The following is a 13876-nucleotide window of genomic DNA, read 5'->3' as shown; positions in this document are numbered from 1 at the left end:
GCGGCCAGCATCGCGGCGTTGGGGCCGCCGTAGTAGCCCGATATGATCACCGCGACCGTGCCCTTGAGCATGTCGCAGAGCAGCGTCGCCGCGGCGAGGCCCTTGCGCCCGGTGCGCAGCACATTGGTGGCGCCGATATTGCCGGAGCCGATGGTGCGGATGTCCGGGGTGCCGGCCAGTTTGGTCAGCACCAGCCCGAACGGCACCGAGCCGAGGAAATAGCCGAGCGCGGCGGCAAACAGATAAACGACGGTCATCAGAACCTACACATGTTCATAAACGGTGCGTCCGCCGACGATAGTGCGCGCGACGCGGCCAGTGAAGCGGGATTCATCGAAGGGCGTGTTCTTGCATTGCGACTTCAGATCGGCGGGATCCAGCACCCATGGTACGTCGGCGTCAATGATGATGATGTCGGCCACGGCGCCGGGTCGCAGCGTGCCGCCGGGCAGGCCGAGCAGTTCGGCCGGGCGCGTCGACATCGCGCGGATCAGTGTCGTGAAATCCAGTTCGCCGCTGTGCACCAGACGCAGCCCGGCGGACAGCATGGTTTCCAGCCCGATGGCGCCGGGCGCCGCCTCGGCAAAAGGCAGCCGCTTGGTCTCGACGTCCTGCGGGTTGTGGTCGGACATGATGACGTCGATCAGGCCAGAGGCGACAGCGGCGACCAGCGCCTGGCGGTCGTCCTCGCCGCGCAGTGGCGGCGACAGTTTCAGGTAGGAGCGATAGGGACCGATGTCGATCTCGTTCAATGTCAGATGGTTGATCGAGGCCGACGCGCTGACGCGCAGCCCCGCATCGCGGGCACGCCGCAGCACCTCGATCGACTCGGCGCAGGTCAGTGACGCGGCGTGGTAGCGGCCGCCGGTCAAGGCGACAAGCCGCATATCCCTTTCCAGCATTATCGCTTCGGCGGCACGGGGAATACCGATCAGGCCAAGCCGCGAGGCGCGTTCGCCCTCGTTCATCACGCCCTCACCGACCAGATCGGGATCCTCGGTGTGGTGCACGATCAGCGCGTCGAAATCCCGCGCATAGGTCAGCGCGCGCCGCATCAATTGCGCGTTGGTGATGCTCCGGTCGCCGTCGGTGAAGGCAACGGCGCCGGCAGCCTTGAGCAGACCGATCTCGGTCATCTCTTGGCCGTTCATGCCCTTGGTCAGCGCGGCCATCGGATGAATGTTGACGATGGCGGTATCGCGGGCACGGCGCAGCACGAAATCGACTGTCGCGGAATTGTCGATCACCGGCGATGTGTCGGGCTGGCAGATGATGGTGGTGATGCCGCCGGCGGCGGCGGCGCGGCTGGCGGAGGCGAAGGTCTCGCGGTGATTGGCGCCGGGCTCGCCGACAAAGGCGCGCATGTCGACCAGGCCGGGTGCCACGATCATGCCAGCGCAGTTGATGATGTCGGCGCCTTCCGGCACGCCGGCCGCGCCGATGCCGCGGCGGGCGTCGCGGATCACGCCGTCGACGATCAGCACGTCGCCGGGACCGTCGATGTTGCGGCTGGGATCGATCAGGCGGGCGTTGGCGAGCAGGATGGGGCGGCGGTCGGTCAGCATGAGATCACGCATTCGGGAGGTTGCGCGCGAGCGCTTCGAGTACGGCCATACGGACGGCGACGCCCATCTCGACCTGTTCGCGGATCAGCGACTGCGCGCCGTCGGCGACGATGGAGTCGATCTCGACGCCGCGATTCATCGGGCCGGGATGCATCACCAGCGCGTCGGGTTTGGCGTAATTCAGTTTTTTCTGGTCGAGCCCGAAATACTGGAAGTATTCTGCCGTGGACGGCACGAAAGAGCCATTCATGCGCTCGCGTTGCAACCGCAACATCATCACGATGTCGGCGCCTTCGAGCCCTTCGCGCATATCGCGAAATACCTCGACGCCCATCCGTTCGATGCCGGGTGGTAGCAGCGTCGAGGGCGCCACGACGCGGACACGGGCGCCCATCCGGTTGAGCAGCAGGATGTTGGAGCGCGCGACGCGCGAATGCAGCACGTCGCCGCAGATCGCGACGATCAGGCCTTCGAGCCGGCCCTTGTTGCGGCGGATGGTCAGTGCGTCGAGCAGTGCCTGTGTCGGGTGCTCGTGCGTCCCATCGCCGGCATTGATCACCGAGCCGTCGACCTTTCGCGCCAGCAGTTCGACCGCGCCGGAGGCGTGATGCCGCATCACCAGAATGTCCGGATGCATGGCGTTCAGCGTCATCGCGGTGTCGATCAGCGTCTCGCCCTTCTTGATGGAGGACGATGACACCGACATGTTCATGACGTCGGCACCGAGTCGCTTGCCAGCCAGTTCGAACGAGGACTGTGTTCGCGTCGAGGCCTCGAAGAACAGATTGATCTGGGTACGACCGCGCAGGCTGGTGCGCTTTTTGTCGATCTGGCGGTTCAGCTCGACATATTCCTCGGACAGGTCGAGGAGGCCGGTGATATCCGCGGCGGAAAGGCCCTCGATGCCCAGCAAATGCCGGTGGGCGAGGACAAAACTCGATTTTGGTGCAAGGGTCATTAAAGCAAGAGCTATAGGCAGAGTTCAAAACCGGGGCAAGCGCGAATAGCCTGGTTCCAGGTTATCCCCCGGTCTGTTGGGCAGCCGACGTCCCGCTACAAGCTCAGCCGCGATTGGATCAGGCCATACCATGATGCAGCATGTCAGACTGGGCGGCGTTGCATTTCTGGCTGTTGGAATCGCGCTGGGAACTTCGGCCGCACCCGCGCAAAGCCTGCCCGATAATTTCGTGTTTCTGCGCGATCTCGAGCCGGGCATCCAGCAGGATATCCGTTATGCCGGCGTCAACAATTTCGTCGGTCGCCGGCTGAGCGGTTATGAGAGCGCCGATTGCGTGGTCAAGCGTGCGGTGGGGCTCGCGCTGCAAAAAGTCCAGCGCGACCTGGCGGCACAAAACCTGTCACTGAAAATGCTGGATTGCTACCGCCCGGCGCGGGCGTCGCGTGACATGGTGGCGTGGGCGCGAGACGGCAACGAGACGCCGGCGCAAAAGCTCTACAATCCGGCCTTCAGCAAACAGGACCTGTTCCGGCTCGGCTATATCGCGGAGTATTCCGGCCACTCCACCGGCGCGGCGGTCGATCTCACGCTGGTGGATCTGCGCGCCGCGCAGTCGCCGCAGTTCGATCCGTACCGGACTTATGCTGACTGCACCGCGCCGGAATCGCGTCGCGCACCGGAGGCCAGCGTCGACATGGGCACCGGTTACGACTGCTCGGACCGCAAGGCGCATACGGCGTCGGCAGCCATTACACCGGCGCAAAGGCGCTGGCGCCAAATCCTAGTTTCAGCGATGCGCAGGGATTTGTCAACTTTGCCAAGGAGTGGTGGCACTTTTCGCTGCCCGGCGTCGCGTCCGGGGCGTATGATTTCCCGATCGCCCGCGTGGCGCGATAGGGGCGTGAATTCGCGGCGAATCCCGCGTAGAACGACTCGCACGATGCCTTCAGCCGGAACTGTTTCATGACCAACCGCATTTCAGCAAACCCCGCCGTGCTCAACCAGTCGCCGCCCTACGAGGACGTTGACCTGTTCGCGTCGGATCGTCCGCTGGTGGAAGCCGTGGCGCTGAACGAGGCGTCATCAGCCTACGTCGAGCATTCCGACTTCGGCCAGCTCTGGGGCTCGGCCGCCATGACCGAGCGCGGCCGACTCGCCAACGAGAACCCGCCGCAACTGAAAACCTTCGATGCGCGCGGCAACCGCCGCGACGAGGTCGAGTTTCATCCGGCCTATCACGAGTTGATGGGGCACAGCGTTGCGGCCGGAATCCACAATTCGACATGGACCAAGACGGGCGCGCCGGCGGGGCGCGCCAGTGAAGTGACACGCGCCGCTAAATTCTACATGGCGGCGCAGGTCGAGACCGGGCATCTGTGCCCGATTACCATGACCCGCGCCTCGGTGGCGGCGCTGGCGGCGCAGCCGGAAGTGCTGGCGCAGGTGATGCCGGTGATCGCCTCGCGCGATTATGATTCCCGTTTCGTGCCGTGGTCAGCCAAGCGCGGCATGACGCTCGGCATGGGGATGACCGAGAAGCAGGGTGGCACCGATGTTCGCAGCAACATCACCGCGGCCACCCGCGACGGCGAGGCCTACCGCATCAGCGGCCATAAATGGTTCATGTCGGCGCCAATGTGCGACGCGTTTCTGGTGCTGGCGCAGGCCGATGACGGGCTGAGCTGTTTCTTCATGCCGCGGTTTCGGCCGGATGGTTCGGTCAATGCGATTGAATTGCAGCGCCTGAAGAACAAGGTCGGCAACCGCTCCAACGCGTCGTCCGAGGTGGAGTTCAAGGACGCCTATGCGCTGCGCGTCGGCGAGGAAGGCAAGGGCATCCGCACCATCATCCAGATGGTGCAGCTGACGCGGCAAGATTGCGCGATTGCCTGCGCGGGCCTGATGAGGTCCGGGCTTGTCCACGCGCTGCACCATGCGCGTCACCGCGGCGCGTTCCAGAAACACCTCGCCGACCAGCCGATGATGCAGAGCGTGCTGGCCGACATGGCGCTGCATGTGGAGGCCTGTACCGCGCTGGTGATGCGGCTGTGCCGGGCGTTTGATCGCGCGCCGGAAGATCCGGCCGAAGCCGCCTATCTGCGACTTCTGACGCCCGTGGTGAAATACTGGGTGTGCAAGACCGCGCCCGGTTTTCTGTATGAGGCGATGGAGTGCATGGGCGGCAATGGCTATGTCGAGGAAAGTATTCTGGCGCGGCATTATCGCGAGGCGCCGGTCAATGCGATCTGGGAGGGCTCCGGCAACGTGATGTGTCTCGACGTGCTGCGTGCGCTGGGGCGGGATGGCGAGGCCTCGATCGCCGTGCTTCAGGAACTGGTCGATGAGACCAGGGGATTGCCCGGCGCGCCCGATGCCGCGTCGTTCGTGGCACGCACCTTGTTGCGGCCGGACAGCGAGCGCGTGGCGCGGCAGGCGGTGGAATCGCTGGCGATGCTGGCCGCCGCCGCGGCGCTCAATCTGGTGCATCCGCCGCACGCCGAAGCTTTCGCCAAGACCCGGCTCGATAGCGCGCGCAGCACCATGTACGGCGGCGCCGAACTGACCGAAGCGCAAAGCCGCGGCCTGCTCGGGCGGGCGCTGCCGCAATGACGCTGCTCGACACGCCGATGGTGCCGGCCGAACGGCCGGTCGCCAAACCGCCGCGGGTATGGAAATTCATCGGCACCAGCCTGTGGGGCCTGTTCGCCTTTGCCGCGATATTCCTCGGCCAATTGACGGTCGTGGCCTATTACGTGCTGATCAAGGACGCGCCGTTAGATGCCTCGTTGCTGACGACGACGCTGAGCAGCGGCACCACCATTGCGATGTCGGTGATCATGGGTCTGCCGGCGGTGTGCCTGGCGCTGTGGCTGGCCATTTGGCTGGCGCGCATGCGCTTCGCCGATTACCTGGCACTGCGCGGGACCTCCTGGCAGAATTTTGTCTGGGGCACGGTGTGCCTGGTGCTGCTGGTCGGCTGCTGGGACCTGCTGTCGCGGGCGCTCGGCCGTGATCCGTCGCCGGGCTTTATGCTGGACGTGCTGAAATCCGCGCGCGCCGATGGCGCGCTGTGGCTGTTGGTGCTTGCTTTCTGCGTCGGCGCGCCGATGACCGAGGAGTTTTTTGCGCGCGGCTTCCTCTATCGCGGCTGGTCGGAATCGTTCCTGCGGCCGGTCGGCGCCATCGTGCTGTCATCGGCGGTGTGGACCGCCGTACATCTGCAATATGACTGGTTTTTCTTCGGCGAGATTTTCTCGATCGGACTGCTGTTCGGTTATTTCCGCTACCGTAGCCAGTCGACCTGGCTGACGATCTTTCTGCATGGCCTCAACAATCTCGCTGCGACGGTGCAGACGCTGTGGCTGGCCGGTCAGCCCGGCAACTAGTCAACCAGCGCGATGAAGATCGGCATGGTGAGCACCGCGAGCAGGGTCTCCAACGTCAGGATTTGCGCCAGTAGCGGCGCATCGCCGCCCATTTGCCGGGCGAGGATGTAACCGTTCGAGGCCGAGGGCACTGAGGCGCAACAGGCCACTACCGCAAGGCTGGGCCCCGACAGCCCGAACGCCATGCCAAGTCCGATCGCGATGGCGGGCATGACGGCGAGCTTGAGCATCACGGTGAGCATTGTCGCTCCACTTGGTCGACGCAAACCTTCGAGTTGCAGCCCGGCGCCGATGACCAGCAGGCCCATCGCCAGCGAGCAGCGGCCGAGCGCATCGGCGAATTCGTGCACCGGCCTGGGGATCGGCAGGCCAAGCTGGTTGATGGCAAGGCCGACGATGCAGGCCCAGATCAGCGGACTTTTAGCGATCGTCATCAGTAGCGCCGGCCAGGATAGTCGCTGTGGCGACGCATAATGCGCCAGCACCCACACCGAGAGAATGTTGAGCAGCGGGATCATCGCAACCATTGCGACCGACGCCAGCGTGATGCCGAGGTCACCCCACAGATTGCCGGCGACCGAAAGAGCTACGAAGGTCTGCCAGCGCGTCGCGCCCTGAAATACCGACGAGAAGGCCGGGCCATCAATGCCGAGCCAGCGCGTCAGCAGCGGCCGCAGCGCCAGACACAGCGCCGACATCAGCAGCACGGCGAGCAGCAGCGCGCCGCCGACGCCGGCGATCGGCACCGAAGCCAGATTGGCGCGCGACAGCGTATCAATAAGGAGAGCTGGAAACAGGACGTAATAGACAAGATGTTCGATCCCGATCCAGACGACCTCCTGTTGCAGCAGCCTTCTGCGCAACATGTGGCCAAGCACGATCAGCAGGAAAACCGGGACGAGGGCACCCAACACTGTCAGCATCGTCAGCGAATGTCCGGCGAGCGCAGCAGGGCGGCAAGTCGGTCGAGCGCGCCCTGCAGGATGAAGATCGCGGCGTGTTCGTCGATGACCTTGGCGCGCTTGGCGCGGCTGACATCATTGGCGATCAGCTCGCGCTCCACCGCGGAGGTCGATAGCCGCTCGTCCCAGAATCCGATCGGCAGTTCGGTAAGCTTGGAAAAATTGCGGGCGAAGGCGCGGGTCGATTGCGCGCGCGGGCCCTCGCTGCCGTCCATGTTGATCGGCAGGCCGAGCACGAAGCCGCAGATGGCGCGCTCGCCGGCCAATTTGATGAGGCGGGCCGCATCCGCCTTGAAGGCAGTGCGCTCGACGGTCTCGACGCCGGTGGCGAGGCGGCGATCAGGATCGGACACTGCGACGCCGATGGTCTTGGTGCCAAGGTCGAGACCGATCAGCGCGCCACGCGCTGGCCAGTGCGCGGCGGCGTCGATCAATGGTAGAATGGGTGCTGACATGGCCCCGCATACCATGCTTGCCCGCCAATAGGAAAATCCCCGGTATGGACGCGCTTACCCTGTTCGGACTGTTCGCGGTCAGCGCCATGCTGGTCTGTTACGCGCTGGAGGCGCGCAGCCCTTGGTATGTGCTGGCCTTTGCCGGGGCCTGCGGGCTGGGATCGCTGTACGGCTTCCTGCAGGGCGCCTGGCCGTTCGGGCTGGTGGAGGCGATCTGGGCCGGGGTTGCATTGCGAAAATGGCTGCTGATCCCGCGCGCCAGCGCATAGCTCGGCCTATGGGCACCGTGCTACCTTGCAGGTGGCCGGGCAACGATGCGCGCGCCGATTCCTTTCATCATTGAATGAGCGTACCGATGTGGCCCAATCGCAGGCTGATCGATCTGTTGCAGATCGAATTTCCGATCGTCCAGGCGCCGATGATCGGCCCGGTCGATACCGACATGGTGATCGCGGTGGCCCAAGGCGGCGGGCTGGGTTCGCTGCCCTGCGCCGCCGTCTCGGTGGAGAAGGCGCGCGAGCAGGTCAGCATCGTCCGGCAGCGGGTGTCGGCGCCGCTCAACATGAATTTCTTCTGCCATATCGGCGTCGAGGCCGACCCGCGGCGCGAGGCCGGGTGGCGGAGGCGGCTATCGGCATATTTTGACGAGTTGGGGCTCGATCTCGATGCTCCCAGCACGGTCGCCAATCGGGCTCCGTTCGGCGAAGAGATGTGCGCGCTGGTGGAGGAGTTGAAGCCGGAAGTGGTCAGCTTCCATTTCGGCCTGCCGGCACCAGCGCTGCTGGCCCGGGTCAAGGCGGCTGGCTGCCTCGTGATGTCGTCGGCGACCATTGTTCGCGAGGCCGTCTGGCTCGAACAGAACGGCGCCGACGTCATCATCGCGCAGGGCGCGGAAGCCGGTGGCCATCGCGGCATGTTCCTGACCGACGACATCACCACCCAGCCCGGCCTGTTCGCGCTGCTGCCGCAGGTGGTCGATGCGGTCAAAGTACCGGTAATCGCCGCTGGCGGGATCGGCGACGGACGCGGCATTGCCGCGGCCTTCGCGCTTGGCGCCGCCGGGGTTCAGCTCGGTACCGCTTTCCTGCGCACGCCGGAATCCAGGGTCAGCGGGCCGGCCAAGGCAGCGCTGGCCGAATCGGCCGATGACGGCACCGTCATCACCAACGTCATGACCGGGCGACCGGCACGGGGGGTGATCAATCGGGTCATGCGCGAGGTTGGCCCGGTCTCGGCGGATGCGCCGGCTTTCCCGTATGCCGCGGTCGCGCTCGGGCCGCTGAAGGCGGCAGCCGAAAAGCTCGGCCGGGTGGATTTCACCAATCTGTGGGCCGGGCAGGCGGTGCATATGGGCACCGAGCGGCCCGCCGCGGAACTGACCCGTGAGTTGGCGGCCTCCGCGCTGGAGCGAATGGGACAATTGGCCCGGTGAGCGCGGTCGTCGGTACCGCCCCTGGCGTGGTTGCGGCGCGAAACCTCCGTCTGCTATATGGCGGGCTGAAATCCGCCCCGAGGCTTCCTTATGTCTGTCGATGCTGCCACCGTTCGCCGTATCGCGCATCTTGCGCGGATCGCGGTTACCGACGCCGAGGTTCCGCATTTGCAGGGCGAACTCAATGCGATGTTGGCGTTTGTTGAGCAATTGCAGGAAGTCAACGTCGAGGGTGTCGAGCCGATGACCTCGGTGATGCCGATGCAGATGAAGAAGCGCGAAGACGTGGTCAATGACGGCGACATGGTCGACGCCGTGACGGCGAATGCGCCGGACGCCCAGGACCATTTTTTCCTGGTCCCCAAGGTCCTCGAATAGCGACACGGAACATTCCATGTGCATGCTTTGCGACGATGAAAAGTCCTATCAGCTTTATATGGACTACATGGATGCCATGGAGAAACAGGGCAAGATCGTCGATGCCGACAAGGCCCTCGACGCCGTGCTCGATCAACTCCAGGCCGCCGATCTGGCTTCCGAAAAGCTCCGCCGCGACGCGCCGGAAAACGACAAGACGCTCTCTCCGTTCTTCTGCAGCCCGGTCAATAAATAGATGACAAATCTGACGTCGCTGACGCTCGCCGAGGCCCGCGACGGCCTCGCGAAAAAATCCTTCACGTCGGTCGAATTGACCGATGCGCATATCGTGGCGATCGAGAACGCGCGGGTGCTGAACGCCTATGTGCTGGAGACGCCGGTCCATGCCCGCGCGATGGCCGCGGCAGCCGATGCGGCGATCGCCAAGGGTGAGGCCGGGCCGCTCGGCGGCATTCCGCTCGGCATCAAGGACCTGTTCGCCACCAGGGACGTGCGCACCACCGCGTGCTCGAAGATCCTCGGCAATTTCATTCCGCCCTATGAATCCACGGTGACCTCGCAGCTGTGGCGCGATGGCGCGGTGATGCTCGGCAAGCTGAACAATGACGAGTTCGCGATGGGCTCGGCGAACGAGACCTCGGCGTTCGGCCCGGTGGTCAATCCGTGGCGGCGCGAAGGCTCCGACGCCAAGCTCGTCCCGGGCGGCTCGTCGGGCGGCTCGGCCTCTGCCGTGGCCGCCGGCCTCTGCCTTGGCGCGACCGCGACGGATACCGGCGGCTCGATCCGCCAGCCCGCGGCCTTCACCGGAACGGTGGGGATCAAGCCGACCTACGGTCGCTGCTCGCGCTGGGGCGTCGTGGCGTTTGCGTCGTCGCTCGACCAGGCTGGCCCGATCACGCGCACGGTGCGCGACGCCGCGATCCTGCTGCGATCGATGGCCGGCCACGACCCCAAGGATTCGACCTCGGTGGATCGCGCCGTGCCGGACTACGAGGCCGCGATTGGCCGTTCGGTAAAGGGCATGAAGATCGGCATTCCCCGTGAATACCGGCTCGACGGCATGCCGGCCGAGATTGAAAAACTCTGGATGGACGGCGCCGCGCAGTTGAAGGCCGCCGGCGCGGAGCTGGTCGATGTGTCGCTGCCGCACACCAAATACGCGCTGCCGGCCTATTACATCGTGGCGCCGGCGGAAGCGTCGTCGAACCTGGCGCGCTATGACGGCGTCCGTTACGGCCTTCGGGTGCCCGGCCGCGGCATCGGCGAGATGTATGAAAATACCCGCGCCGAAGGGTTTGGCGCTGAGGTCCGCCGCCGCATCATGATTGGAACCTATGTTCTCTCCGCCGGCTATTACGACGCCTACTACCTCCGTGCGCAAAAGGTGCGCACGCTGATCAAACAGGATTTCGAGGACTGCTTCGCGCGGGGCATCCATGCCATCCTGACGCCGGCGACGCCGTCGGCCGCGTTCGGCATCGGCGAGAAGGGCGGGGCTGATCCGATCGAGATGTATCTGAACGACATTTTCACGGTCACCGTGAACATGGCGGGACTTCCCGGTATCGCGGTTCCCGCCGGCAAGGACGCGCAGGGCCTGCCGCTCGGACTGCAACTGATCGGCCGCCCGTTCGACGAGGAGACGCTGTTTTCGCTCGGCGAGACCATCGAGCAGGCCTCGGGGCGGTTCACGCCACCGACATGGTGGGCATAGAGCGCGGCGTGCGAGCGAGAGGTTTTACGTTGCGTTTTTTGTCGCCTTTGGTCATGGTTTGTCCATGAGCATGGTTGTTGTATGAGCGCTGACGACGGTCTCCCGTCATCCCAACAGGTCGATCAGATTCTGGGATCGTCGAAGCTTGCGCAGGCGATCGAGAATGATCGCTACAAGCATCTGCTCGATCATGTTCCCGTGGCCATCGCCATTTCCCGCGGCTCACGCAGCGAGCAGCAGGTCGTCTACGCCAACAAGGCGTTTGAAATCCTGATGGCGATGATGGCTTCCGACGTGGAGGGCCAGAACTGGACCTGCCTCGACGGTTTTCTCAATGAAGACGATCAAAGCCAGACGCTGGGCGAGGCGATCCGCAATGGTGAGGATTTTATCGGCGTGTTCCGTCCGTCCGGACCGGTAGACCGCCTCGTGATCGTGCAGGCCTATGCCTCGGTGATCGAGAGCGACCGCGGCGTCGAGAATTTCAGGATCGCCGCGCTGGTCGATGTCGGCGGTCGCGAGCGGGCGCAGATCGAGCAGTTCGAGAACCAGATCCGCGACCGTGACATGCTGATGCGCGAGCTGCAGCATCGCGTGAAGAACAATCTGCAGCTGATCACGGCGCTGGTACGGCTCGAGGCGCGCTCGGCCGCGGAAGGCGAATCCGTGGCGCTGGCGCGGCTGGCCAGCCGGATCGACGCGCTGACGGTGCTGTACCGGACGCTGTCGGCGGAGAACGCCGCGGCGGATATCGATCTCGGCCAGTATCTGGCGGACATCGGCAAGGCCGTGATGGAGGCCAATGCGATGCCCGGCATCGCCCTGGACGTGCAGGTCGGCTATTGCCCGATGTCGATTAATATCGCGATGCCCGCGGGCCTCCTGGTCAACGAGATGCTGACCAACGCCCTGAAATACGCCTTCATTGGTCGCCCCGGCGGTCAGCTCAAGCTGATCTGCAAGGTCGAAGGTGGCCATGTCACGGTGGTGGTGTCCGATGACGGCGTCGGATTGGGCGAAAGCCAGGAATGGCCGTCGCCGCGCAAGCTGGGCGCGCTGATCCTTCAGACGCTGAAGGAAAATGCCCCGAACGTGAAATTCAATGCCGAGAGCATTCGCGGGCAGGGCACCTGGTTCACGCTGGTGTTCGACGCGGCGCCCGGCACGCAGCCGAACTAAACCGGCCCGGGCGACTTAGCCTTTCAATAACCATGATGCTGACGCATCTGCGTCGGTCGCGCCGTTTGGCATCAAATGGCAATTGTTTTCCCTAGGATGTGTTGAGAACTTTCCGAAACGCACGGTCGTCACTGGCTTGGCCCAACCGGTAAGTCCGCGGACATTGATCGATTGAAGGCGCGCGAGCGGAAGTTGGATGAGCAGGTTATGGTCTATCGGCGCCATCGTCACGAGCGCCGCTTTGTTGGTCGGCTGTGCCTCGGTCTACAACGTCCCGGTCAATGTACCGATCAGCTCCATTGCAGGCATCGACAAGGAAAAGCTGGGCTTTGAAGATCCGGCGGCGCTCGATGATTCCCTGGTCGGCCTGTCGTTTTCGGGCGGCGGCACCCGGGCCGCGGCGTTTTCCTTCGGCGTGTTGCAGGAGATGGACCAGATCCCGGTCCGCGGCACGGGCACGATGCTGGACCGCGTCGATTTCATCTCCGGCGTCTCGGGAGGTTCGGTCACCGCCGCCTATTTCGGGCTGAAGAAGCGCGAGGGGCTGTCGGATTTCCGCGAACGTTTTCTGTTGCGGAACGCGGAGGAGGGACTCACCACCACGCTGTCGCTCGGCACCATCGGTCGCGCCTTTTCCGGCGGCATCAACGACTCCGTCGGTTTTACCAAATGGCTTGACGCAAACCTGTATGGCGGCGCGACCTTCGAGCGGTTTCAGGCCAATGGACGGCCGCGCATCTGGATCAATGCCTCCGACATTTATAACCGGGTGCCGTTCGTGTTCGGCGCCACCGCCTTCACCGCGATCTGCAGCGACCTGTCGCGCTATCCGATTTCCAGCGCCGTCGCGGCATCGGCCGCGGTACCGATCGCCTTCGCGCCCGCCGTGGTGCAGGCCTTTCCCGGCACCTGTACCGATCCGCTGCCGCCCTGGATCGCCAAGGCCGCCGCCAATCGTAATTCGTCACCGATGCTGGGATCTTATGCCAAGGCCATCATGCGTTACCGCGACGGCGCGGTGCCCTACATCAAGCTGATGGATGGCGGGTTGGTCGACAATTACGGGATTTCAGGCTTCACCATCGAGCGGGAGTCCTCCGACACGCCCTATGGCCCGCTGACGCCGCAGCAGGCGGTGAAGGTTCGTCGCGCCATGTTCCTGGTGGTCGACTCCAAGGCCGGGATTTCCGGCGACTGGGTCAATACCGTGGAAGGACCCAGTGGCGTCGCGTTGCTCGCCGCGGCGGTGGACACCACCATGGACGCCAGCGTCGGCGCCAACTATTCCGCCTTCGATCGCTCGATGAAGGACTGGCAGACGTCGCTGATCAAATGGCGCTGCGGCCTGTCCGGGGCCGAGCGCGCGCGCTATGGCGCGCGGCCGGGCTGGAATTGCAAGGATCTGAATTTCTTTATCGGCCGGCTTGGTTTCGATCAGCTCGAGCCGACGCGGGCGAAGCTGCTGGAAGCCGTTCCGACCCGCTTTCAGCTGCCTCCCCAGCAGGTCGACGAAGTCATCGCCGCCGGCCGCGACACGCTGCGTGCCAGCCCGATCTTCCAGGCCTTTGCCCGCGGGCTGTGAGGCTCGAACGCTGCGAGAGAGATACGGGAAAGCATCGCGGGGGGTTTTCCCGGCGCCCCGGCCGGAGTAAAAGCCGACCATGAACGCACCTGTCAAATCGTCAAAACTCATCAAGGGCGCCACCGGCGACTGGGAAATCGTGATCGGGCTGGAGGTCCATGCCCAGGTGACGTCCCACGCCAAGCTGTTTTCCGGCGCCTCCACCGAATTCGGCGGCGCCCCGAACAGCCACGTCTCGCTGGTCGACGCGGCGATGCCGGGCATG

Annotated in this window: 14 protein-coding genes and 2 pseudogenes; 11 read left to right on the top strand and 5 right to left on the bottom strand. The window is 64.6% G+C overall.

Annotated features, from left to right (window positions below; all coding sequences use genetic code 11):
* The 3 genes from Q0S16_RS22210 to Q0S16_RS22200 form a co-directional block, all read right to left on the bottom strand.
* Positions 1-257 (bottom strand): glycerol-3-phosphate acyltransferase (locus tag Q0S16_RS22210; RefSeq protein WP_295853205.1); only part of this gene is annotated, 257 nt, incomplete at its 3' end.
* 6 nt (positions 258-263) lie between these two features.
* A complete protein-coding gene (locus Q0S16_RS22205) occupies positions 264-1565 on the bottom strand; it encodes a dihydroorotase (RefSeq protein ID WP_295853207.1) in 1302 nt (433 codons plus the stop codon).
* Positions 1566-1569: 4 nt separating this feature from the next.
* Positions 1570-2523 (bottom strand): aspartate carbamoyltransferase catalytic subunit, encoded by a 954-nt coding sequence (locus Q0S16_RS22200; protein ID WP_295853203.1) that lies wholly within the window; start codon positions 2521-2523, stop codon positions 1570-1572.
* A gap of 133 nt (positions 2524-2656) precedes the next feature.
* Between Q0S16_RS22200 and Q0S16_RS22195 the strand changes: the two are divergent.
* The 3 genes and pseudogenes from Q0S16_RS22195 (at position 2657) to Q0S16_RS22185 (ending at position 5909) form a co-directional block, all read left to right on the top strand.
* Positions 2657-3420: pseudogene (locus Q0S16_RS22195) on the top strand (M15 family metallopeptidase).
* Between the two features lie 66 nt (positions 3421-3486).
* Positions 3487-5133 carry an isovaleryl-CoA dehydrogenase gene (locus tag Q0S16_RS22190; RefSeq protein ID WP_295853201.1) on the top strand — a complete coding sequence of 549 codons (1647 nt, stop codon included), beginning with the start codon at positions 3487-3489 and terminating at the stop codon, positions 5131-5133.
* Complete coding sequence (locus tag Q0S16_RS22185) at positions 5130-5909, top strand: CPBP family intramembrane metalloprotease (protein ID WP_295853199.1); 780 nt, start codon at positions 5130-5132, stop codon at positions 5907-5909. Before Q0S16_RS22190 ends, Q0S16_RS22185 begins: the two co-directional genes overlap by 4 nt.
* On the opposite strand, the gene Q0S16_RS22180 is transcribed toward Q0S16_RS22185, so the two are convergent.
* Positions 5906-6832 (bottom strand): AEC family transporter, encoded by a 927-nt coding sequence (locus Q0S16_RS22180; RefSeq protein WP_295853197.1) that lies wholly within the window; start codon positions 6830-6832, stop codon positions 5906-5908. The genes Q0S16_RS22185 and Q0S16_RS22180 overlap by 4 nt on opposite strands.
* Before the next feature lie 2 nt (positions 6833-6834).
* Positions 6835-7326, bottom strand: a complete 492-nt coding sequence (gene ruvX / locus Q0S16_RS22175) for a Holliday junction resolvase RuvX (RefSeq protein ID WP_295853196.1) — start codon at positions 7324-7326, stop codon at positions 6835-6837.
* 44 nt (positions 7327-7370) lie between these two features.
* On the opposite strand from ruvX, the gene Q0S16_RS22170 reads away from it, so the two are divergent.
* The 8 genes and pseudogenes from Q0S16_RS22170 to gatB form a co-directional block, all read left to right on the top strand.
* A complete protein-coding gene (locus Q0S16_RS22170; protein ID WP_295853194.1) occupies positions 7371-7595 on the top strand; it encodes a hypothetical protein in 225 nt (74 codons plus the stop codon).
* Positions 7596-7681: 86 nt separating this feature from the next.
* Positions 7682-8758: a nitronate monooxygenase family protein gene (locus Q0S16_RS22165; protein ID WP_295853191.1), complete on the top strand. Its 1077-nt coding sequence runs from the start codon at positions 7682-7684 to the stop codon at positions 8756-8758.
* Positions 8759-8848: 90 nt separating this feature from the next.
* A complete protein-coding gene (gene gatC, locus Q0S16_RS22160) occupies positions 8849-9136 on the top strand; it encodes an Asp-tRNA(Asn)/Glu-tRNA(Gln) amidotransferase subunit GatC (RefSeq protein ID WP_295853189.1) in 288 nt (95 codons plus the stop codon).
* A 16-nt stretch (positions 9137-9152) separates the two neighbouring features.
* Entirely contained in the window at positions 9153-9371 is a 219-nt protein-coding gene (locus Q0S16_RS22155) for a hypothetical protein (RefSeq protein ID WP_295853188.1), read from the top strand.
* Positions 9372-10850 (top strand): Asp-tRNA(Asn)/Glu-tRNA(Gln) amidotransferase subunit GatA, encoded by a 1479-nt coding sequence (gene gatA / locus Q0S16_RS22150; protein ID WP_295853186.1) that lies wholly within the window; start codon positions 9372-9374, stop codon positions 10848-10850. It begins immediately after the preceding gene.
* An 81-nt stretch (positions 10851-10931) separates the two neighbouring features.
* Positions 10932-12029 carry a histidine kinase dimerization/phosphoacceptor domain -containing protein gene (locus Q0S16_RS22145; protein ID WP_295853185.1) on the top strand — a complete coding sequence of 366 codons (1098 nt, stop codon included), beginning with the start codon at positions 10932-10934 and terminating at the stop codon, positions 12027-12029.
* Positions 12030-12225: 196 nt separating this feature from the next.
* On the top strand, positions 12226-13611 hold the full coding sequence (locus Q0S16_RS22140; protein WP_295853184.1) for a patatin-like phospholipase family protein: 1386 nt from the start codon (positions 12226-12228) through the stop codon (positions 13609-13611).
* A 79-nt stretch (positions 13612-13690) separates the two neighbouring features.
* Positions 13691-13876: pseudogene (gatB, locus tag Q0S16_RS22135) on the top strand (Asp-tRNA(Asn)/Glu-tRNA(Gln) amidotransferase GatCAB subunit B); the annotation flags it as partial.

Origin of the sequence: Tardiphaga sp. (genome assembly GCF_025356345.1) — a bacterium.
Taxonomy (GTDB): Bacteria; Pseudomonadota; Alphaproteobacteria; order Rhizobiales; family Xanthobacteraceae; genus Tardiphaga.
This window is presented reverse-complemented; position numbering and strand designations above follow the sequence as displayed.